We start from the raw sequence: 24,686 nt of genomic DNA on the forward strand, positions 1-24,686 counted from the left end.
TTATTTATTACATATTTATAGTATAGCAATGCTGACATAATAAAATACACCTAGAAAAAGGGCAAATTCTAGGCATATTTGTGGCATTAAATATAACAAATAGTTTAGTTTTATAATTGTAACTAAGTATTTTTTAAAATATCAATTAATACTATCTTTCTAAATTTAAATCTTCAAACTCTTTTATTTTATCATTAGATAAAACACTCTTCTTAGTTGATTGTCCATTTTTTCTATCAAAAGTATTTTTAGCTTTTACACCTGATAAGAATTTACCAGCTCCATTAATACAGCCTTCTTCGCACATCATTCCTTCTATAAAATTACCTTCTAATCTACCTAATTTAGCCATTGTCATTGTTTTCTTAATTTGTCTTGGTCCAGAAACTTTTATAGGCTCAAAATCAAAACTGATACCTTTTTCAGCAATATAATTCTGTATTGATTTTGTGAGCCCACCAGACGCTCCAAATCCCCTTCCAAAAATTGAACCATCATTTATATCATCATTTGAGCATTTTGACAAATCTACATTAAAAGCTTCAAATAATGCCATTAGTTCTTCAAAAGTTAGTACATAATCCACTGCATCTTTTAAACATTCCTCAGTTGCCTCACTCTTTTTTGCAGTACATGGACCTATAAATACTACCTTAGCATCAGAATCAAATTTTTTTACGAATCTTCCTGTGGCTACCATAGGTGATACTGTAGAAGATATTTTATCAACTTCATCTGGGAACATTTTCTCTATATATTTAAAGAACCCAGGACAGCATGAATTTGTCATATACTTATCTCCAGATTTTATTCTTTCAATGAATTCATTACTTTCACGAACTGTAACTGCATCTGCTCCACAAGAAGCTTCTATCATATCTATAAATCCTAGTGATTTTACAGCATTTTTTAATTGTCCATATGTAATGTTACTATCAATTTGACCTGTTATTGCTGGAGCTACTATCGCATACATATTTTCTTTTCTTGCAAGTTTTTTTGCAACTGGTACTATCAAACTCTTGTCAGATATTGCTCCAAATGGACAAGCTGACATGCATGCGCCACAATTTATACAATTATCTTCATGTATCATAGCTTTCATAGTATCTCTATTAAAATCTAACGCACCAGTTGGGCATACACTTTTACATGGTCTTATAACCTCTGAGATAGCATCATATTGACATGAACTTTTACACATTCCACAAGCTTTGCATAAATCATGGTTTATATAAGCTCTTCCATTTATATAAGAAATTGCTCCAAACTTACAAGCTTCTTTACATCTATGTGCCAAACACCCTCTACAAAGTTCTGTTACTGTAAATTCATTTATTGGACATCTATCACATGCAGCTTCCACTATATACATAATTTGCTCATTGGAGCCTAAATTTACTGAATCTGGATTTATATTTTCATATTTAGTATTTGGTGTCAAACTCAGTGCAAGTTGTGCTCGTTCAAGAACTACCTCTCTCTCTTTATAAACGCAGCATCTATATCTTGCTTTCTCTCCTTTAATTATTTCATATGGAATTTTTTCTATGTTCTCTTTTGTTAAATTTTCCTCAATTGATAGTTTTGCTACAACTGTTAAAATCTCATGTTTCAATCTTTTTAGCTGTGTTTCAAACTCAAACATAAGTACTCCTCCCTATAAACCACCTATTTCACCTATATTTATACTCTTATGTATATTGTATTTTTTATTTATTTCCATAAATTATTATAACATAGGCATGGTCTTTGTTAAGTTATATACAAAATATTATATATCTAATTTTTATTTTAAGTACTTAAATATATTAATATAAGTCTAAATAAAAATAGAGTTATCCTAATGTTAAATTACAACTTAGAACAACTCTATTCTTCATCTATATTTTTTATGATTATCTATAAATCTATTTTTCTAGATTTATATCACTAAAATCTTTTATTTTTGTATTTGCTAAAATACTTTTCTTAGTTGATTGAGAATTTTTTCTATCAAAAGTGGTTTTAACCTTTGCACCTGATAAGAACTTACCAGAACCATTTATACATCCACCTTCGCACATCATACCTTCTATAAAGTTTCCTTCTAATTTTCCTAAATTAGCCATAGTCATTGTCTTCTTAATCTCTCTTGAACCAGAAATTTTTACAGGTTCGAAATTAACTCCAATACCTTTTTCAGCAAGATAATTTTCTATAGCTTTTGTAAGTCCACCAGCAGCACCAAAGCCTCTTCCAAATATTGATGCATCATCTATATCTTCATTTGAACACTTAGCTAAGTCTATATCAAATGCTTCAAATAGTGCCATTATTTCTTCAAAAGTTAGTACATAATCAACAGCTCCTTTTAATTCCTTTTTAGCCGCTTCATTCTTTTTAGCTGTACAAGGACCTATAAATACTACTTTTGCATCAGGTTCATAATTTTTTATAAATCTTCCACTAGCTATCATAGGAGATACAGTAGAAGATATTTTTCCTACAAGGTCTGGGAATGTCTTTTCTATGTAACCAACAAATCCTGGACAACAAGAGTTTGTCATAAAAGAGTCTCCTTCTTCCATTCTTTCAGCAAACTCTAAACTTTCATGAACTGTAACTGCATCTGCTCCACAAGCAGCCTCTAGTACATCGACAAAACCTAATGATTTTATAGCATTTTTTATTTGACCATATGTAACATTTGCTTCAACTTGACCTGTTATAGCTGGAGCTACTACTGCGTACATTTTTTCTTTTTGTACTAATTTTCTAGCTACTGGAGCTATCAAACTCTTATCAGATATCGCTCCAAATGGGCATGCTGACATACACGCACCACAGTTTAAACATTTATCTTCATGTATCATAGCTTTCATATTTTCTCTATCAAACCCTAAAGCATTAGTTGGGCATACGCTCTTACATGGTCTTACAACCTCTGAGATGGCATCATATTGGCAAGCTTTTTTACACATTCCACAAGCCTTACATAATTCATGATTTATATAAGCCATTCCCCCAACATGTGTAATAGCACCAAATTTACAAGCTTCTTTACATCTATGTGCTAAACAACCTCTACATATATCAGTTACTGTAAATTCGTTTATTGGGCAACTATCACATGCTGCTTCTAAAATATATATTATTTGTTCATCTTCTCCTACATCCATTGTATCTAAATCTATTTTATCTTGACCTGGCAATAGTCCCATACTTACATTTACTCTTTCAGATATTATAGCTCTTTCTTTATAAACACAACATCTGTATGTAGGTTTCTCGCCTTTTATTATTTCATATTGAATATTATCCATTGCTTCTCTTGTAAGGTTATCTTCTTTTCCAAGCCTAGCTATTGCAGTTAAAACATCATGTCTTAATTTGTGTATTTGTGTTTCAAATTGAAACATGTTAATACCACCCCCGTAAATAATTTTATACGGTACTATTATAGCATAATATTTCCTTTTATTAATATATATGTAAAACATTATATATTTAATTTTTATTTTATCGAATTTATATACTGTTTTTTTGTTTTATTATATAATAATAGTGATATTTCTGAAATTTCACTATTTTTAAATTTTATTTTCAGTCTATTTTATAATATTTTTTATTATTTTTTTATATTTTACTCTTTATTTTTCAATTTATATATTACATTTTTTGATATTAAATTTGCTAAACCTCATCAGATTTCTATTTTATTTTCTTTCATTGTTAATATATTTTTTAGCAAAATTTTTTAAATTCTAAAATTGATTAACTTTTTTTAAAATTTTAATTGCTTTTTTTTAAAATTTATGCTATATTAATAGAACAGACTTAATTTATTTAGTTTGTATTTTTTAATAAAGCGGAGGTTTTTTTATAATGAAAAACGGAATAGTAAAATGGTTTAATAGTGAAAAAGGATTTGGATTCATATCAGTAGAAGGAGAAGACGATGTTTTCGTACATTTCTCAGCTATACAAACTGATGGATACAAAACTTTAGAAGAAGGCGAAAAGGTTAGCTTTGATATAACTCAAGGTAATAGAGGACCTCAAGCTGAAAACGTAAATAGAATATAATTATTTAATTTAAATATATATATTTTAGAAAAGGAGCTACATAAGGCTCTTTTTTGTTGTCTAAAAAAAATAAATAAGTTACCTTAAAAAAGTGCTAAACTTAAAACAACTTATTTAAAGTAACTTCTTTCTATTATAGTATATTATTCATATAGACTACACTACCTAAATTTACTTGATATTATTAAGCACAATTCTCTCAATACTTTACATGCTATAACTGTTGATACTCCTGTCGTATCATAATCAGGGCTTAGCTCTACAATATCACAACCAACTATATTTATATTAGATTTTTTTATAATCTTAAAAATATCTTGAAATTCTCTATAATTTATACCACCAGGTTCTGGTGTACCTGTTCCTGGAAATACAGATGCATCCAACACATCTAAATCTACAGTTAAATAAACATTTTTCCCATTCAATTTATTAATTATCTTTTCAAATGTATTTATTCCACCAACTTCCATATAAGTATGTTTTTGTTCTATTGCAAATTTAAATTCTTCTCTTGTTCCAGACCTTATTCCAAATTGAAATATTTTATCATCTCCAACAATATCCCATACTCTTTTAATTACTGTTGCATGAGAATTTTTATTATTATTATATTCTTCTCTTAAATCTGTGTGTGCATCAAAATGAATTACATACACATCATTATACTTCTCATAGACTGCTTTAAAAGCTGGTAAAGTAACTAGATGTTCTCCACCAATCATAAATGGAACCTTTAAATCTTCAACTATACTAGCAGTTTCATCATATATTTCTTTCAAAACTTGTTCTGTATCTCCAACACTAATTTCCAAATCTCCATAATCACATATATTATAATCTTCTAAATCCAAGTCTAAAAAAGGACTATATGTCTCAAGACCATAAAATTCTTTTCTCATCGAGCTACTTGCAAATCTAGCTCCAGGTCTATTTGAAGTAGTTCCATCAAACCCTACTCCAAACACTATCAAATTTGATTCTTCATAACTTTTATCCATACCCATAAATGTATTTATATGATAGAAATTACTCTTCATTTAACATCTCCTTTACATATTGAGGTAGCATAAATGAACCTAAATGGATATCACTATTATAATACTTCGTTTTTAAATTTAATTTTTCCCAACCATCTCTATCTTGATTTTTTATTGGGTCTAGTTTTTTTGAAGCAAAACCAAATAGCCAGTGTCCAGATGGATATGTTGGTATATGTGCTTGATAAACTTTAGATATTGGAAATATACCTTTTAACTTATCGTTGGCTCTTTTCATTTCTTTAGCATTAAACTCAAAATAAGGACTTTCACTTTGATTTACTAAAATTCCATCATCAGTTAGTATTCTATAACAATCTCTATAAAAATCATTTGAAAAAAGTCCTTCTCCTGGTCCTATTGGGTCAGTTGAATCTACTATTATTAAGTCATAAGATTTGTCATAAGCCTCTTTAACAAACTTAACTCCATCTTCAAAATATAAATTTACTCTTTTATCGTCTAATTTACATGAACATATATCTATATACTCTTTAGACACATCCACAACCATTTTATCTATTTCAACCATATCAATTTTTTCTATTTTAGGATAACGACTTAACTCTCTTACTGTACCACCATCTCCACCACCTATAACTAAGACTTTTTTGATATTTAAATTTGTAGCCATAGGAACATGAGTTATCATGTCATGATATATAAACTCATCTTTATATGTCACCATCATTAAACCATCTATTGTCAGAAACTTTCCAAACTCCTCACTATCAAACACATCTATTCTTTGAAACTCAGACTTCCCTTCAAATAAATGTCTATCTACTTTTATAGAAAACCTTACATTTTCTGTCCATTCCTCTGTATACCAAAGTTCCATATAATAATCCTCACTTTCATTTATCTATTTTATGTTTATACTGCTTCAGGTTTATGAGTGATTTTACCTAAATCTTTCTTTGAATATTTTTTTATTTTTGTTGTCAATCCTCTTGGAATTTCTGTGGACTCACTTCTTTCTGATTTTAGAAGTTGTTCCAATAATTCGAAACTTTTCCATGGGTCTATATCACCACAAGTAAAAAAATCCGCCGCTGCATAACCATATTCAGGCCAAGTATGTATTGTCAAATGAGATTCAGCAATTATGACAGCACCCGAAACCCCCCAAGGATTAAAATGGTGAAATACAGAATCAACAATTGTAGCCTTTGCATTTAATGCTGAATCATTCATAAAATTTTCTATAAGATGTGGGTCTTTAAGTATGCTCTCATCACAGTTATAGTATTCTACTAGTATATGTCTTCCTAGTGTTTCAAATTTCATTTCAATCTCAACTCCTTTTACATATTTATATATACTATTCTATTTATCCAATAACACAATTTATTTTATAACGAGTATTGTATCTAAGTTTTTATCTTGCATATCAGTCAAATACGCATTACTCTCTTTTAAAAAAACAAGGTACTCCATAATTTCTTTTGTTATTAACTCTCCTGGAGTAACAATTGGTATACCTGGTGGGTATGCCATTATTGATTCTCCACAAATTCTACCTATACATGACTTGATTTCTACACTTTCTTTAGATGCATAAAAAGCTTCTCGAGGATTAAGCTCAATAGTTGGATTTATTTGAATCATATTAAACTCATTTAACTTGGCTTCTTTTCTATAAGTTTTTTCAATTATAGAAAGAGCCTTAACCAATCTATCAATATCTGATTTATTAGTTCCAATAGACACAAGTGCTAAGATATTGTACAAATCTCCTAGTTCTACTTGAATTGAAAACTTTTTATACAACAAATCATACACTTCAAAGCCAGTTAAATTTAACCCTTTTATATTTATACATAATTTAGTTTCATCTATAAATTTAACACCTTTTCTTTTTAATATTTCGGTAGACAAAACATCTATTCCATCTATTTTATTTAATCTAGCTTTTGCGTATCTCGATAAATTTAATGCTTTTGATAATTGTTCTTCTCCATTTTCAACTAGGTTAACTCTCGCTCCATCTATACTTGCCATAAGCAAATAAGATGCAGATGTAGACTGTAACATATTGATTGACTGAAGTACTTTTTCAACTCTTACATTTTCTCTATTCAATAAAAGTGCTGAAGATTGTGTCAATGCTCCTCCAGTTTTATGTATACTTACAGCCACCATATCTGCTCCTAAACTTATTGCAGAAGGAGGTAAATCTAAATGAAATGGAAAATGAGCACCATGAGCTTCATCTACTAACACTAAAAGATTATTTTTATGGCATAATTCTATGATGTTCTCAAGGTCTGCACAAGCACCATAATAAGTTGGATTAAGTAAAAATAAAGCTTTTATATCGCAACTTTTTTCTATTTCCTCTTTAACTTTCTCAATAGTAATATTTAAACTTATACCTAGTTGCTCATCAAATTCTGGTTGTATAAATACTGGTATTCCTCCACAAAGTATTAAAGCATTTATTACTGACTTATGAATATTTCTTGGGAGCAATACTTTTTCTCCTGGATTTATTACACTTAGAATCATTGCATGTATTGCTTGTGTAGTACCATTAGTTATAAAGAATGCTTCATCAGCCATATATGCCTGCGCTAATAAATCTTGTGCATTTTTTATGACTCCAGTTGGATTAGATACATTATCCATAGTGGGTGATGAGTTTATATCCATTTTCATGAGATTTTCACCTAGATATTTATTTAATATATCTACACCTCTATTTTTCACATGTCCAGGTACATCAAAACAAGCTATATCTCTTTTTGAATATTCTTTTAATGATTCCAATAAGGGAGCACATTCATAGCTCAATTCAACTGCATTTGCGAATTCACTGTCCATGACTTTAAATTCATCTCCTCTCTATTTTAATATTTTTATTGTTTTTATTTATTATTTCTATTTTTTATTTTTACTTTTATTAAACTCATGATATTTATTATATTAACAAACAAGTCTTTTTACAAGTATTTTTTTATTCCACACCAAAAACCTATACCTTAGTATTATCAATATTTATAAACTTTCATATTTTTTATTGTTTATATTAATTTTTTTATAAATTAGTATTTGTAAACTTTATCACTTTTAGTCAATTTCATATTTTTATTTTTTTCAAGTTTTACTAACGCTTTAAGTTTAATATTTTTAATTTGTATGTATTCTATTACTAAACTTTCATACTATTTTTATTTTATATATTAAAATCTATAGTTTAGTGTAACTAAATAATTTTCATATTTACACATTTAAATTTTTTATAAAAATTATTAAAATTTAATCTAGTACTATAGAATAAATTCTATTTGTACAAACAAAAATAGAGTAGTGAATAAATTCACTACTCTATATAAATAATTTATGGTATCATAACATTATAAACTTATAGCATTTTTTGTACATTCCTTTACATTTACTACTTTACTCATAATTAGAACTGTCAAGAGTTCTGAAACAGCCATACTTACCCATATTCCATTTATTCCAAATAACTTAGAAAAAACAAATAGTATAATCGGCAATAGTAAGATTGAACGTAAAACTCCTATAATATTAGAATGTACTGGCATTTCTATCGCTTGATAATACATCATAGTTGTTAAATTTTTTCCAATCATAAGATAGGCTAAATTAGCCATGTTAAGTGCAACATAAGCCATTAAAATAATTTCTTTATCACTCGTAAATATTTTTATAATTTCTTTTCCAAATAAAAAACATATTACTGTGAATATTATAGATACACAAAAACTCATTTTTGTTGCCATATTATAATAGCCTAACATTTTTTTAATTTCTTTAGAGCCAAAATTATAACTTATAAGTGGTTGAACACCTAAAGTTATCCCCATTAAGAGATTATAAATATTAGTAGTTACATAGTTTACTACAGCATAAGCAGAAAGACCTACATCTCCAACAACTCTTGTCAAAACTATATTATGTGCAAGTATAATTATTGAAAAAGCACTCTCTGCAAAAAATGAAGGAAATCCTATATTAAATAATTCTTTTAAAACATCCTTTTCTATCTTTGCTGGCCCAAAGGATAACTTACCTTTTTTAAACATAAAATGAGGTAACATTATTATAAGTGTAGATAGTTGACCTAGGCCACTTGCAATTGCTGCACTTTTTACACCAAATCCAAGCTTAAATATAAATATATAATTTAAAGTTATATGAAATATTGTTCCTGACACAGTAGCTATCATGGCAAGTTTTGGTCTTCCATCATTTCTTAAAAAACTACAAAAAACAAGACCTAGCAAATTTGGAAAACAGAAAGCAGCATAAAATGTTAAGTATTCAGAAGATAATCCGACTAAACTTTCTGTTGCTCCCATAATTCTAACTATATGCTCTGAAAAAAGTATACAAATTATTGTAAGAGATAAACTACCTATTATTAAAACTTTTATTACTTGCCTAAATATATTTACAGCCCTTTCATCATCTCTAGAACCAAATTTTTTCGAAACTAGTGCTCCTCCTCCAACTGCCATTAAACTGGATAATCCTAAAAATACCATTACAAGAGGCATCACTATACTAACAGCTGTAAGTGCTGAATCGCCTAGTCCTTTTCCCAAAAATATTCCATCTAATATTGTATTAAAGGATGATACAAACATAGCAAGAGCTGATGGTATAGCATACTCTAAAAATTTTTTTGACATTAAAAATCTCCCTCCCATAGATTATTATAATAAATATTATTTCACTATATAAAATACTAATCTATCCTCTGAGGGTAGAGTCAAGTTTTTTTGTATACTATTTTTTTCTTATTTCTAATTGAACCAATGTCTTTTCTTTTGTGTCTGAATCCACTCTAGAAAGCATCCATATTTCATTAAAGTTTCCAACAAGTTCTATATTATTATCATTTGCATAATCGATTATTTTTTTATAATAATCATAGGCATTATTCCAATTATCATCATATATAATTGTTAAATATTCACCTGCTGGTAAAATGTGCTGATTTTCATATTCTTCTCTTTCTGTAAAATCTACTATATAATCATATAATAGTGCTTTACCTTCTTTAATTACTTTCTCATATGAAATACTACCTGAAATTATAGGATATACATCATTATACTTATCTTGAATGTGTAAAATAATATGTCTCAGATACATCTCAAGTTCAACTTCATCCTTTGAATTACATTTATAGACATTTACTTTTCTTTCTTTATTGTATTTTATAAATACATTATTTAAATCATATTTTAACAATTCATTTACTTTAAATTCTATATCATTTAGATAATTTTTCACATCTGATAGTTCTTTTATTTTACTTTCTATCATTTTATTTTGCCTATCAATTGTATTCATCATAGACTCAATTGAGCTATCTGAATCAATTAATTTTTTTATATCTTCAAGAGCCATACCCATAATCTTACAGTACTTAATTACATCTATACTCATAAACTGCTCTCTTGAATAATACCTATATTTATTTTCTTGGTTTACATATGCTGGTTTTAATATCCCTACTTTATCGTAGTATCTTAGAGTTTTTATTGACAAATCAAAAAGTCTAGATACTTCTCCTATCGAAAAATATGTTTTTATATTATCCCCTCCTTTATATTTTGCATTAAAATGGTACTACATTAATCTATAAATATCAATATAAAATTAGTTGTATTTTTAATTAATTTTATATTGATATTTATAGATTAGAAATAATAAAATAATGATAGAATTATATAAAAAATAAGAGAAGCTTTTAAAAGCTTCTCTTATTCCATCTCTGCTATAGGTATCGTTTTCCAATGTTTTCTTAAAATTGCTTCAACATTTTCTGAATCTTTCGCTCTCATAAACTTCACTGCCTCAATATGTTGATTATTGCTGTAAGTTAACATTTTATACAATTCTTCTTCATTGTCGCTAGTATATGACTTTGACATAAAATTATATCTAAGAGAATTCAACATATTTATTAATACTTGATTATCTGATTTTGCTATGTATATATCGTGAAATTCATTGCTTAGTTTTAAGTAGTTATTGTAATTTTTATACTTTATAGAGATAGCCATCATTTCTGTTAGCTCGTCCATTTTTATTAAATCTGATTCAGTTAAATTTTCTAAAGATGAAGAACCTGCTAACGCATCTAACACACCAATTACAGAATATGTGTCTAGTTTTTCCTTTTCCTGAAACTCTTTTACCACAAATCCTTTATTAGGTATCTTTTCTAGTAAATTTTCACCTGCCAACCTCGTTAGTGCTTCCCTTGCTGGTGTTCTACTAACTCCAATAGAGTTGCAAATTTCAGATTCAGTAATTCTCTGATTAGCTTCATACTCTCCATTTTGGATTTTTTTTGATATATAGTCATAGACTTGAGTTGTAAGTGGATCTACTTTCATAAGACACTCCTCCATATTAAGATTATAAAAGTTAAATCTCCCTACAACTTCAGTAGAGAGGTTTTGTTTTATCTTACTTATCTATATAATATCATAACTTCTATATTTTTTACACTTCTTTGTAATATTTTGAAATACTAAAATTTTTATGATAATTTAAAACAAAAATGTAGCAAAACCTTTGATAAATCAAAACTTTTGCTACATTTTTACTTTTAATTTAAATTATTGTACTTAAAATACACTAAAAATAATAAATGATTTAGAATCCATATGGATTTTTAATTCGTTATTTTCTATCGGTATATTTTTATTTACATTTTTAGAATTATACTTTATAGGTATTTCCTCTATAAAGCTACCCTCTATATTTAATGACATATTTTCAGGATTGTTACTTCTGTTTATTAAAATTAGTATCCTATCATTATCTTCATTAAATCTTATAAATGCAAACACATTATCATTTCTAGTATATATAAATTCTGTTTCTCCTGAACTTAAAATTTTATTTTTATTTCTGATTTTTATAATATTTTTATAAAAATTTAACATATCTTCATCTTCATTTTTCCATGGATATGTTCTTCTATTGTCTGGGTCTACATCTCCGCAAAGACCTGCCTCATCTCCATAGTATATATATGGTACTCCTTCAAATGTCATTTGTATAGCTACAGCAAGTTTCATCAAATCTATATCATTATTTAATTCAGTTTTAGCTCTTGTAACATCATGTGTTCCAATTAAATTTAAATTAGACTTAAATGATTCTTTTGGATAATTTTCTTTAATTTGTATATATCTATTGCTAAGTTCATATGAATTAATTTCTCCTTTTAAAAAAGAAAACATATTATTTCTAAATGGATACCCCATAACAGAATCTAATTCTTCACCTAATAAATAGCTTCTTCTTTGACCATAACTAATCTTATTTGAGGCGTCTTCCCATACTTCCCCTATAAGTATCGAGTCATTATCAGCTTCTTTTAATTCCTTTTTCAGCTCTCTTATAAACTCAGTTGGAAGTTCATCTGCAACATCCAATCGCCACCCTTTAATCCCCATATTCATCCATTTGTTTACGACACTATCCTTGTCATATATTATATAATCCATATAGCTTTTTTCTAATTCATTTGTATTTGGCAAGGTCTTTATATCCCACCAACTTTTATATTTATGAGGAAATTCTTCAAACATATACCATGAATAATATGGTGATTCCTCTGATTGATATGCACCTAAACTATCATAATTTCCATACATATTAAAATACTTACTATCAGCTCCAGTATGACTAAAAACACCATCAAGTACTATTGATATATCTTTTTCTTTTGCTTTATCAATTAATTCTTTAAATGTATCTTCATCTCCAAACATAGGGTCAATATTTTTATAATTTCCTGTATCATACTTATGATTACTAGAGGCTTCAAATATAGGACTTAGATATAATATACTCACTCCTAATTTTTTTAGATACCCAAGTTTATTAATTATTCCTCTTAAATTTCCACCATGAAAATCCCACCTTATAATATCCCCTCTACTGTCCTTTATGTACATAGGTATATCTTCCCAATTACCATATATAAAGCTGTTTTTTTTAGGATTATCAACCTTCCCATTACGATTTCCATTGTTAAATCTATCTACAAATATATGATAAAGTACTCCTTCTTTATACCAGGTTGGCACTTTAAAGTCTTTATAAACAGTAATTTGATATTTATTGATATCATTATAATTATATTCACAAGCGTATCCATTTTCTCTATTCTTTCCATAGAATACAGTCTTTTTCTCACCATCTATTTCAACAATTACTTTAAAATAATAGAAATAAACACCTGTTATATCAAATTTTTCAACCTTACAATAAAAATACTTTCCAAGTGTATTATTGTTTAATTCTTCATTTAAAATTATTGTCTTTGTTTCATCTTCTTTGTTTATTTCTAGGGAAATAGACTCAACATTATATCCTTCATTTACTTTAACTTTAATTATCAATTCTTCATTAAATTTTAAAGCTCCAAACGGAGCCTTAAAATTTTTATCCCAAGAATTATATTCTATTATGTTTTGCATTTATAATCACACCCTTTTAAACCAAATGTCTTTTGCATATTCAGAAATTGTTCTATCAGAAGAAAAAAATCCTGAATTAGCTATATTAACCAAAGACATTGTATTCCATTTTTCTTTATCACGATATAGTTTGTTTATATTTGCCTGAGCTTGACCATAATTTTCAAAATCCCTCAATACAAAGTACTCATCATTGTAAGTGGTAAGTGAATTATAAATACTTCTACCTTCTTCACCTAGGTTAGGAATAAATCCATTTATTAAATCATCTACTACCCTTTTTATATTCATGTTAGAATGATACAAATCAAGTGAAGAATATCCACCAAACTTATTATAATTCAGTACTTGCTCTGCACTAAGTCCAAATAAAAACATATTTTCTTTTCCTACTTGTTCACATATTTCTACATTTGCACCATCTAATGTGGCTAAAGTTATAGCACCATTCATCATAAATTTCATATTACTTGTTCCTGATGCTTCTTTTGTTGTCGTTGAAATTTGTTCACTCACATTTGCTGCTGGTATTATTATCTCTGCTAATGATACACCATAATTCTCTATAAATACTACTTTTAACTTGTCCTTTACTCTAACATCATTATTTATAGTACTTGCAACTGAATTTATAAATTTAATTATACACTTGGCTAAATAATATCCTGGTGCGGCTTTTGCCCCAAATATAAAAGTTCTTGGGTCAATATTTAAATTAGGATTGTCAAGTAATTCATGATACATATGGAGTACATTAAAAATATTCAATAGTTGCCTTTTGTAAGCATGCAACCTCTTAACCTGAACATCAAATATAGAATTAGGGTCGATATTTAAATCGTATTTATCATTTATAAAATTTGCTAAATTTACTTTATTATTGTATTTTATATCATCAAGTCTTTTTAAAACAGAAGAATCATTTTTAAATTTTTCAATATTCTTTAGCTGTAAAGTATCTGTTTTCCATGAGTCACCAATTAAATCTGTTATTAAATTGCTAAGTTGAGGATTTGAACTTATAAGCCATCGTCTATGTGCAATTCCATTAGTTTTATTGTTAAATTTATTTGGTTCGTCTTGATAAAAATCTTTTAAAACTTCTGTTTCAAGAATTTGAGTATGAAGCTTAGCAACTCCATTTACACTGTGACTTGTTACAATACATAAATTTGCCATATTTATGTTGTCCCAATCTATTATACTCATTCTTCTTATTTTATCTTGGTCATATCCTTTATTATTTAACTCTTCTACATATCTTCTATTTATTTCTTCTATTATCATATAAATTCTTGGTAATAGCTCTTTTATCATGCTTACAGGCCACTTTTCCATTGCTTCTGACATTATAGTATGATTAGTATAAGATACTGTTTTTTTAGTTATCTGCCATGCTTCATCCCAAGATAATCCCTCTTCATCAAGTAGAATTCTCATAAGTTCTGGTATACATAAGGTAGGATGTGTATCATTTATATGAATTGCCACCTTATCAAATAAATTCCTGATATTTAGCTTATTCTTTTTACACTTCCTTATGATATCTTGTACACCTGCACTTACAAAGAAATACTCTTGCTTAAGTCTCAATAATTTTCCTGCATAATTTGAATCATCAGGATACAACACTTGTGAAATTTCTTCAGTATAATACTTGTGTTTTAAAGCTTCTTCATAACTTCCTGAATAATTTAGAGCATTTGAGGTAAGTTCTCCAAAGTCTCTTTTTGGTATCTCACTTTTAAATAATCTTAAAGTATTGATACATTGATTTTGGTATCCAATTATTGGTATATCATAAGGCATTGCCATTACAGGAAGATAGTTTTTATGGACTACTTTTAAATGAATTCCTTCCTTAATCAACTCTACTTCTCCACCAAACTTCACCATTGTTGCTTCATTTGGTCTTACAGTTTCCCATGCATAACGTCCTTCTGTAAGCCAGTTATCAGGTACTTCGACCTGATAACCATTTACAAATTTTTGTTCAAACAAACCGTATTTATATCTAATTCCATATCCTTGACCACTTATATTCAAAGATGCCATAGAATCTAAAAAACATGCTGCTAATCTTCCAAGACCACCATTCCCTATGGCTGGGTCTACCTCAGCTTTGATTAAATCATCTAAGTTAATTCCTAATTCTAGTAATCCTTCTCTAACTTCTTCTTCAATATTTAAATTTAATAAATTAGATTTTAATTGTCTTCCTATTAAAAACTCTAGACTAAAATAATAAACTTCTTTTTTCTTATCTAACTTCGTAGCAACCCATTTTTTTGCTATTTCATCTTTCAGTAGACTACATAGTACATTTAACAATTGTTCATCAGTAGCTTCCTTGATAGACTGTGCATATAAGCTATACATTTTCACTTCAAATTTTTGCTTGAATTTCTTTTTGCTTATTGTTACCAAAAAAACCACTCCTTTAATCACATATGTCTCTATATGTTTCTATATACTCCTTAGCTGATTTTTTCCAACTATTATCGGTATTCATTGCATTTTCAACTAGTTTCATCCATTTTTCTTTATCTCTAAAAACCTTAATTGCATTTTTCAAACAGAAAAACATCTCATGAGCATTGTAATTTTTAAAACTAAATCCATTCCCTTCTCCAGTAAATTGATTATAAGGTATTACAGTATCTTTAAGTCCTCCAGTTTCTCTAACTACTGGCAAAGAACCATATCTCATAGCTAGCATTTGACCTATACCACAAGGTTCAAATAGTGATGGCATCAAGAATATATCACTTGCAGCATAGATTTGTTGAGCCAACGATGCATTAAATGTGATTCTAGCTGATACTTTACCTGAAAAATTAGAATCGTAATAATTAAACATTGATTGATATTGATGTTCCCCAGTTCCTAAAATGACAATTTGTAAATCTTCCCTCATAAGCTCCGGCATCATATAGGCTATTAAATCAAATCCTTTTTGAGAAACTAGTCTTGAAACTATTCCTATTAATGGAATAGAAGAATCTTTTTTTAATCCTAATATATCTTGTAATCTCAATTTATTTTCCAATTTTTTCTCAATAGAATTTACATCGTAATTAACAAATATATCCTTATCTTTCTCAGGATTATTCAAGTCATAATCTATACCATTTAATATACCTTTTAATTTTCCTGATTCCTTTCTAAGCAAACCATCTAATTGTTCTCCATAAAAAGATGTTTGTATCTCATTTGCATAAGTAGGACTAACAGTTATAACTTTATCTGCAAAGTTTATTCCAGCTTTCATAAAATTTATTGAACCATAATACTCTATATCTCCATTATCAAAATATTTTTCAGGTAAATCTAATATATCATCTAAGACATACTTATCAAATACACCTTGATATTGTAGATTATGTATAGTATACATAGTTTTTATATTTTTATACCCCTCAAGGGTTGCATATCTCTCTTTTAAAATTAATGGTAACATTCCTGTGTGCCAATCATTTATATGTATTACATCTGGATAAAAGTCAATTCTACTTATAGCTTCTAAGACAGCATCTGTAAAGAATGTATATCTTTCTGCATCATCTCCATATCCATAAATACTCTTTCTCTCGTCTTCTCTTCTAAAATAAAATTCATTGTCTATAAAATAAAATTTAACACCATCTAGCTCCATTTCTAAAAGACCACAATATTGATTTCTCCATCCAACACGTACACTAAAAACAGCTATTTCTTTTAATTGATCTTTTAAATAACTTGGTATAGTTGAATATTTAGGCATTATTACCCTTACATCTACACCTTCTTTTTTTAATTCTTTAGGCAATGCATAAGATACATCTCCTAATCCTCCAGTTTTAGCAAAGGGCCAACACTCTGCTGTTACATAAAAAACTTTCACTAGCTATTCCCCCTTCTAAAAAATATTTTTATATATTCGTATTTTTTTCTACTACAATAGGATATTTTTCATCTCCTTTTAACTCTTTTCCTTTTGATACACTTGTATTTTTATCTAGTATTGCATTATATAGTTTTGCATTTGACTTTATTACACAATTTTGCATTACTATTGAGTTTTCTATAACTGTTCCTTTTTCAACATTAACTTTTCTAAATATAATACTATCTTTTACAGTACCTTCTATTAAGCAACCTGATGCTATAAAACTATTTTCTACCTTTGCACTATCTGTGTAAATTGTAGGTGACTCATTCTTTTCTTTAGTAAATATTTTTCTTTCAGAGTACAATAATTCATCAGCCACTTCTATTTCTAATAAATCTTTACTCATTTGAAAATATGATTCAACAGAATTTACACATTTCAAATATCCTGTATACTCATAAGCTCCTATTTTCATATTTTCTGCTTCTTCAACAATAAATTCTTCTAGATAACAATAGTTTCCTTTATTTACAATATTATATATACATTCTACAAAATCTTCACGCTTCATAATATATATTTCCATACATATATTTGCTCTAGGGAATTTTCCTAAATTATTTCCGACATTTATTACTCTGTTATTACTATCTAAGTTTAAAGTTAGATTACCTTCAAAATCTTTATTTGCATTGTTTACATTTTTATATATCATAGTTATATCATTATGAGATTTTTTATGGTATTCCAAAGCCTGAGAATAATCTAAATTGCATAACATATAACTTGGAGCTATTAAAATATATTCTTCTTCACTTTTCTCTATATAATCAAGATTAGCCAGTATTGTGTATATATCTCCTTTTCTATGTGAGTAAGTATTTCTATACTTAGTATTTTCTGGGCTAAAAATTGATAAACCACCCTTTTTTCTACTTAAATCCCAATCTTTCCCGCTACCTATATGGTCTGTCAATGATCTATATTTTTCTTTTGCAAATATTCCAACTTTTGTAATTCCTGAATTTATCATATTAGATAGAGCGAAGTCTATTATTCTATATCTTCCAGCTATTGGTGTAGAAGCTATCGGTCTTCCATAATTAAGTTTATTTATTGCAGGGTCTCCTTTTTTGTTTAAATTTATTATACCTAAACATTCATTTCTCATCTTAAAGACCTCCTTCTATTAATACGCATCTAGGCTCTATATTTTCATATTCAGAAACTACATTTATCTCATTATTTACATTTTTTATCTGAACATTATCATTTATAGTTGCACATTCGCCTATCATAGCTTTTTCTATAGTTACATTTTCTCCTATTACAACATTTGGCATGATTACTGAATCAATTACTTTGCTTCCTTTTCCAACAACAACTCCATGTGATAATACAGAGTTTCCTACTTCTCCTAAAATTCTACAACCATCAGCTATCATTGATCTATGAACATTTGCACTTTTGCCTATATATTGAGGAGGCATTGCCATTGTATTTGTATATATCTTCCATTTAGGGTCTGATAAATCCAGTGTTTCTGGAGATTTAATTATATCCATATTTGCATCCCATAAACTTTGTATAGTTCCTACATCTCTCCAATACCCCTTAAATGGATATGCATACATTCCAACATTATCCTCTAACATTTTAGGTATTAAATTCTTTCCAAAATCATCATAATTTATATCTGGATTTTTTTCTGCTTCTTTAAAATAACTTCTCAACATTTTCCAATCAAATATGTATACTCCCATAGATGCCAAATTACTTTTAGGTTCGCCTGGCTTTTCTTCAAATTCATAGATACTTGAATCTTCATTTGTATTCATTATGCCAAATCTAGAAGCTTCATCCCAAGGTACTTCAATTACTGCAATCGTAGCTTTAGAACCTTTTTCTTTATGAAATTTTAACATTTTACTATAATCCATCTTATATATATGGTCACCAGATAATATTAATACATATTCTGGATTATAGGTATCTACAAAGTCCATATTCTGGTATATAGCATGTGCTGTACCATTATACCAATTTCCCTCTTTTTCATTCATAAATGGTTGTAATACATATACTCCACCATTTATTCTGTCTAAATCCCAATGACTTCCCATGCCTATATGAGAATTTAATATCAATGGTCTATATTGAGTTAAAACACCTACAGTATCTATACCAGAATTTGAACAATTGCTTAAAACAAAGTCAATAATTCTGTACTTTCCTCCAAATGATACGGCTGGTTTTGCAATCCTCTTTGTAAAAACTCCAAGTCTTGAACCTTGCCCCCCTGCCAAAATCATAGCTAACATCTCTTTTTTCATTTAATGACACTCCCCTCATCTAGTAATTAATATTTATAATTGCATTTTTACCTTTATAAACTTTTAGTCAATAAATGTTGTGTATAAATTTTGCCCAAACGCTAATGTAATAAGAGTAAAATAATATAAACTATACAATTTCTATAATATATACCCCATAATTGTTTTATTGAAATATACATTATTTTCCATCAGTGCTATAGTACTTATAATATTCAATTCCTAATTAGAAAATAATATAAACATTTATTTTATAGATATAAAAAATATTTTTTATAAATCAATTCATATCATACAAACATACTTAAATTTTTATGATTTTTTGATTTGATAATAATAGAACATAATATGACATGATTATCTAAAAATCTGTAAACAATTACTAGCTAATTTTATTTTTCTTATCATTTCCTTATTTATGATTCAATTAATGAATTTTAGTTTTATTGTTAGATATATTCATTACGTTTGATATTTTTATAACTATATATGTTATCAATGTAAATATTCAAATTAAAATTACTTTCTTTTCCTACATGTTTTATTTAATATTATATAACACTTTTTACATTAGTAAAGGGCAAATTGTATAAAAATTCTGTTAATTTATTTTTAAAATCCCGTTTTATAAATAAAAACAAAGAAGAAGACTTAAAAAACTATAAGTCTTCTTCTTTTCAATGTACATTCTATACTATATTTAATTAATTCGACATTTAATTTCCATTTCCTTCCTACGATAAAAAAACTCTTTTATTTTTTTAATGAATCATTTCCACTAAATGCATCTTTTACATCTAATATATCATTCTTATCATCACTCATGACTTCTTTTATCCCTTTGAATGTTCCTAGGAAATTAACTGCTTCTGAAGGTAAAACCAATTTTGTTGACTTACCTTCAGCCATTTTTTCAAGTGCTTCCATAGATTTTAATGCTAGGATATTATTATCAATGTCAGACTCTTTCATCGCTGAAAATACTAACTTCAAACCTTCTGCAGTGGCCATTTGAGTTCTTTTAATCATTTCAGCTTCACCTTGTGCTTTAGCAATAGCTGTTTGTCTTATAGCCTCAGCTTCACCTTCTGCTACTAATATAGCAGATTCTTTTTCTCCTTCTGCTACACGTACCATAGCTTCTTTTCTTGCTTCTGCTGTTAATATAGCAGATTGTTTTTCTCCTTCTGCTTGTAATATAGCAGCTGACTTATTACCTTCTGCTTGAAGTATTGCTTCTCTTCTTTCTCTTTCCGCTCTCATCTGCTTTTCCATCGCAACTTGGATATCATGAGGAGGCATTATGTTCTTTAACTCTACTCTATTTACTTTTATTCCCCATTTATCTGTTGCTTCATCAAGGATTGTTCTCATTTTTACATTTATTATATCTCTTGATGTTAGTGTTTCGTCTAAATCAAGTTCACCAATTATATTTCTTAAAGTTGTAGCTGTTAGATTTTCAATAGCAGCTATTGGATTTGCTATTTCAAACACATATCTAACTGGGTCTGTAACTTTATAATATACAACTGTATCAATCTGCATAGTTACATTGTCTTTAGTTATAACTGGCTGAGGTGGGAAATCTATTACGATTTCTCTCAAGTCAATCACATATGCCATTTTATCTAAAAATGGTATCAAGAAATGTACTCCTGTTTCAGCCACTTTTTGAAACTTACCAAGTCGCATTATTATACCTACTTTAGATTGTTTTATTACTCTTATACAGGTTAAACTTATTGCTACGACTACTATTATTAATACAATACTTAAAACAACTTTCATACCCATAAATATATCCTCCTTTATTTTATTGATTCGTCACACTAGTTGCAGAATTCACTTTTTTAACAACTAGTTTTACCCCTTCTATTTTTAATACTTCTACTGTAGAACCTTTATCAATCTTTTCATCATCTATAGAAATAGCAGTCCATGTTTCATGTTCAACTACAACTAAACCAGTTTGATTTGGAGAAATTTCCTCTGTAACAACACCTTTTTTAGATATCATTGCTTGTAAATTGGTATTAGATTTATAAGTTTTATCTTTTTTTACAATTTTCTTAGTAGCTACAACTAACATAGCTATAGAAATTACAGCAAATATTAAAACTTGTAAAAATATACTCTTTATAAAAGTACTTAAAAATATAAGTATTACTGCTCCTACACTAAACCATATTAGTGTTAAGCTTGGAGTCAACATTTCTGCTATTCCAAATAAGATTGCTACTATCAACCATATCAACTTCATACTATCTACCCTCTTTTCATATGAATTATAAAACCCTATATAAATCATATTCTTTACACAATATATTTGAATATGAATTTAAACAATAAACCAAAAACCAATAAAATAAGTCAATTTGAGATTAATTTAATAGTATTATATCAGCATACTTTGTTAAAGTTGTTACAAAGTAGTATCAAATATTAGTCATTAAATAATCAAAAACTTGTTCATTGTTAACGAAATGTTACTTATTAAATCTGTTGCATTTACTGTATACATACTTTTTCCTAACTTATCTCCTATATAACCATGTACATATGCTCCACTCACTGTAGCTTCAAGTATATCCATACCTTGACCTATAAAAGAAGTAATCATACCAAGTAAACAGTCTCCCATTCCACCAGTTGCCATACAACTATTTCCTGTAGGATTTATATATGTTTCTTTACCATCTGTTATGATAGTTTGATAACCTTTTAAAAGGACAACTACATTATATTTTTGAGCAAATTCTTTTGCCACATCTACTCTATGTTCTCTTATATACCCAATTGAGTCACCTGTCAACCTGGCCATTTCTCCCAGATGTGGAGTAATTACAAACTTATTTCTCCACTCTAAAAACTTATAGCATCTATCCTTCATAACATTTAATCCATCTGCATCCAATATTATTGGACAACTAGAGTTTTCTACTACTCTAAGTAATCTCTCAAAAGTTTTGTGATTATCTCCCATTCCTGGACCAAAACCAATTGCATTGCTAGAACTCAATAGTATATCAACTCTCTCTTCTTCAAAATTTACAGTCATTGCTTCAGTGAGTCTAATAGATACTTTTTCTTGCACATCTTTACTACTAATCAAAGTTACAAGACCACTTCCACTTTTAACAGCAGATTCAGTTGCTATGAAACTAGCCCCATAAAATCCTTTTGAACCTGCAACTATAGATACTTTTCCAAAATCACTTTTAAATCCATGTTTATCTCTTCTTCTAATATTATTTTTTACAAAACTCTCATCAGTTATGAATTCATCATTATGGTATTTTCTTGTAATGAAATCTGGAACACCTATTTTTTCTACAATTATATCTCCAATAAGTGAGCTTACATCATAATTTAAAAACCCTCTTTTATAAAATTCAAAACTAATTGTTTTATTTGCTTTGATACAAATTCCAAGTATACTACCTTTGTCGCTATCTATACCAGATGGTATATCTATAGAATATGTATTTTTGCTGTTATCATTTACTATATCAATTACTTTTTTAAAAATACCAGTGATTTCTCTCTTTAGTCCTGTTCCAAATATTGCATCTATTACGACATCACTTTTAGATACTGCTCCTTTAAATATTGTTAAATTTTTATTTTTAATTATACTCTGTTTTTCTGTTTTAATAATTTCATCCACTTTATTTTTATTTATATAGTCATTATATTCCTCACTTAAATCATTTTTATCAATATTTATAATATTAATCCCCATATTTAAAAGTATATTATAATTGATTTTAGAACATTCACTTATTTTCTTGATATTACCAATTAAAAAGACATTCACATTTTTCCCTTTTAGCTTTAAATGTCTTGCTATTCCAAGGCCATCTCCACCATTATTTCCAACACCACATACAATTGTATAATCATTATATATATCTATATCCATGTTTCTCATTGCAGATATTACTGCATTTTCCATCAATACAATCATTGGAATTCCCAATTCTTCTACGCATGCATTATCAACACTTCTACTCAAATTAGCTGTACCTATCAACACATATCATCACTCCTATAAAATTAAAGACTTCCTAAAATATTTAAATAAACACATATAAATATCTACTGAAGTCTTTTTAATCTCGTAAACAACTTAAATAAAACCATCAAAAACAAGATTTCTAAAAATAATTTAAAAAATAATAAAAATTCTGAATTAAAATAATCATTTAATTTATTATATCATATAATTTTGGTCATTATATTACTTCAAAACCTATTTTCATTAATTCTCTAAAAAGTTTATCTTTTGGCTCAATTTGTTTCTAAAATCCAAATGATTTTTAATTTTTATTTATAAATTAAAATTTAAGAAAACTCCCCAATCCTATACATAAAACTTTTTTTATTCGAACTCAATTTTCTGACAATTTAATAATTTTTCAAAATTTATTATTGACTTTTATTTTTTACTGTATTAAACTAATTACTATACAAAATATAAAAACAAAATTTTCAAAATTATTAAATTAAAAGGAGAGATAAATATGAAGACTTTATTAAACAAACAAGTACGATTTTTTAGTAGCCAATTTAGTTAGGGTTTGTAGCTAAGTTAAGACAAATTGTCATAACATAGATACAGACCCCTTAGGATTACCATTTTTAAGGATTGTATCTATGTTGGCTATAGTGATTGTTGTTAAAGTTTTTATTTTATCATCATATATAGAGCCACATGGATTATACTGTGTGGCTTATTCGTGTTTTTGTCATACAGTTATATATACTGTGTGGCTTTTTTATATCCAAAATTAAATTAAAAAATTTATTTTAAAATATTTTCAAAGGAGTGTTTTATTTATGTCAGGTATTATATCTGTAATGACGCAAAGTTTAATTTTATCAATCA

18 protein-coding genes are annotated in these 24,686 nt (G+C 27.8%); 1 reads left to right on the forward strand and 17 read right to left on the reverse strand.

Annotated elements, in window-relative coordinates:
* Positions 1 to 151: 151 nt before the first annotated feature.
* Both KGF46_RS17120 and KGF46_RS17125 read right to left on the reverse strand, forming a co-directional pair.
* Positions 152 to 1,648, reverse strand: coding sequence for a 4Fe-4S dicluster domain-containing protein (locus tag KGF46_RS17120; RefSeq protein ID WP_227841404.1), 1,497 nt, complete (start codon positions 1,646 to 1,648; stop codon positions 152 to 154).
* A gap of 262 nt (positions 1,649 to 1,910) precedes the next feature.
* The gene (locus tag KGF46_RS17125; RefSeq protein WP_227829854.1) at positions 1,911 to 3,401 is read right to left on the reverse strand and encodes a 4Fe-4S dicluster domain-containing protein; all 1,491 of its coding nucleotides are present in this window, start codon (positions 3,399 to 3,401) and stop codon (positions 1,911 to 1,913) included.
* 466 nt (positions 3,402 to 3,867) lie between these two features.
* Between KGF46_RS17125 and KGF46_RS17130 the strand changes: the two genes are divergently transcribed.
* Positions 3,868 to 4,068 (forward strand): cold-shock protein, encoded by a 201-nt coding sequence (locus tag KGF46_RS17130; protein ID WP_227436749.1) that lies wholly within the window; start codon positions 3,868 to 3,870, stop codon positions 4,066 to 4,068.
* 161 nt (positions 4,069 to 4,229) lie between these two features.
* Here KGF46_RS17130 and speB read toward each other — a convergent pair whose 3' ends face one another.
* The 15 genes from speB to KGF46_RS17205 form a co-directional block, all read right to left on the reverse strand.
* A complete protein-coding gene (speB, locus tag KGF46_RS17135; RefSeq protein WP_227829855.1) occupies positions 4,230 to 5,108 on the reverse strand; it encodes an agmatinase in 879 nt (292 codons plus the stop codon).
* On the reverse strand, positions 5,098 to 5,949 hold the full coding sequence (gene speE / locus KGF46_RS17140) for a polyamine aminopropyltransferase (protein WP_227829856.1): 852 nt from the start codon (positions 5,947 to 5,949) through the stop codon (positions 5,098 to 5,100). Before speE ends, speB begins: the two co-directional genes overlap by 11 nt.
* A gap of 35 nt (positions 5,950 to 5,984) precedes the next feature.
* Positions 5,985 to 6,398 carry an adenosylmethionine decarboxylase gene (gene speD / locus KGF46_RS17145; protein WP_227436754.1) on the reverse strand — a complete coding sequence of 138 codons (414 nt, stop codon included), beginning with the start codon at positions 6,396 to 6,398 and terminating at the stop codon, positions 5,985 to 5,987.
* A 60-nt stretch (positions 6,399 to 6,458) separates the two neighbouring features.
* Positions 6,459 to 7,934 (reverse strand): aminotransferase class I/II-fold pyridoxal phosphate-dependent enzyme, encoded by a 1,476-nt coding sequence (locus KGF46_RS17150; RefSeq protein WP_227862196.1) that lies wholly within the window; start codon positions 7,932 to 7,934, stop codon positions 6,459 to 6,461.
* A 533-nt stretch (positions 7,935 to 8,467) separates the two neighbouring features.
* Positions 8,468 to 9,772, reverse strand: a complete 1,305-nt coding sequence (locus KGF46_RS17155) for an MATE family efflux transporter (RefSeq protein ID WP_227840878.1) — start codon at positions 9,770 to 9,772, stop codon at positions 8,468 to 8,470.
* A 97-nt stretch (positions 9,773 to 9,869) separates the two neighbouring features.
* Entirely contained in the window at positions 9,870 to 10,682 is an 813-nt protein-coding gene (locus KGF46_RS17160) for a MerR family transcriptional regulator (protein ID WP_227829867.1), read from the reverse strand.
* Between the two features lie 170 nt (positions 10,683 to 10,852).
* On the reverse strand, positions 10,853 to 11,491 hold the full coding sequence (locus KGF46_RS17165) for a GntR family transcriptional regulator (RefSeq protein WP_227829859.1): 639 nt from the start codon (positions 11,489 to 11,491) through the stop codon (positions 10,853 to 10,855).
* 234 nt (positions 11,492 to 11,725) lie between these two features.
* Positions 11,726 to 13,591, reverse strand: a complete 1,866-nt coding sequence (locus KGF46_RS17170; protein ID WP_227842982.1) for a glycoside hydrolase family 13 protein — start codon at positions 13,589 to 13,591, stop codon at positions 11,726 to 11,728.
* Positions 13,592 to 13,597: 6 nt separating this feature from the next.
* Positions 13,598 to 16,018, reverse strand: coding sequence for a glycogen/starch/alpha-glucan phosphorylase (locus tag KGF46_RS17175; RefSeq protein WP_227842983.1), 2,421 nt, complete (start codon positions 16,016 to 16,018; stop codon positions 13,598 to 13,600).
* A 13-nt stretch (positions 16,019 to 16,031) separates the two neighbouring features.
* The gene (glgA, locus tag KGF46_RS17180) at positions 16,032 to 17,474 is read right to left on the reverse strand and encodes a glycogen synthase GlgA (protein WP_227829862.1); all 1,443 of its coding nucleotides are present in this window, start codon (positions 17,472 to 17,474) and stop codon (positions 16,032 to 16,034) included.
* Between the two features lie 28 nt (positions 17,475 to 17,502).
* Positions 17,503 to 18,633 carry a glucose-1-phosphate adenylyltransferase subunit GlgD gene (glgD, locus tag KGF46_RS17185; RefSeq protein WP_227829863.1) on the reverse strand — a complete coding sequence of 377 codons (1,131 nt, stop codon included), beginning with the start codon at positions 18,631 to 18,633 and terminating at the stop codon, positions 17,503 to 17,505.
* 1 nt (position 18,634) lies between these two features.
* Positions 18,635 to 19,795 (reverse strand): glucose-1-phosphate adenylyltransferase, encoded by a 1,161-nt coding sequence (locus KGF46_RS17190; RefSeq protein WP_227846253.1) that lies wholly within the window; start codon positions 19,793 to 19,795, stop codon positions 18,635 to 18,637.
* A gap of 753 nt (positions 19,796 to 20,548) precedes the next feature.
* Entirely contained in the window at positions 20,549 to 21,592 is a 1,044-nt protein-coding gene (locus KGF46_RS17195; RefSeq protein ID WP_227436770.1) for an SPFH domain-containing protein, read from the reverse strand.
* A 19-nt stretch (positions 21,593 to 21,611) separates the two neighbouring features.
* On the reverse strand, positions 21,612 to 22,058 hold the full coding sequence (locus KGF46_RS17200) for an NfeD family protein (protein WP_227829865.1): 447 nt from the start codon (positions 22,056 to 22,058) through the stop codon (positions 21,612 to 21,614).
* Positions 22,059 to 22,247: 189 nt separating this feature from the next.
* Positions 22,248 to 23,834: an NAD(P)H-hydrate dehydratase gene (locus KGF46_RS17205; RefSeq protein ID WP_227862197.1), complete on the reverse strand. Its 1,587-nt coding sequence runs from the start codon at positions 23,832 to 23,834 to the stop codon at positions 22,248 to 22,250.
* Positions 23,835 to 24,686 lie beyond the last annotated feature (852 nt).

Source organism: Clostridioides sp. ZZV14-6153 (assembly GCF_020657855.1).
Classification (GTDB): Bacteria; Bacillota; Clostridia; order Peptostreptococcales; family Peptostreptococcaceae; genus Clostridioides.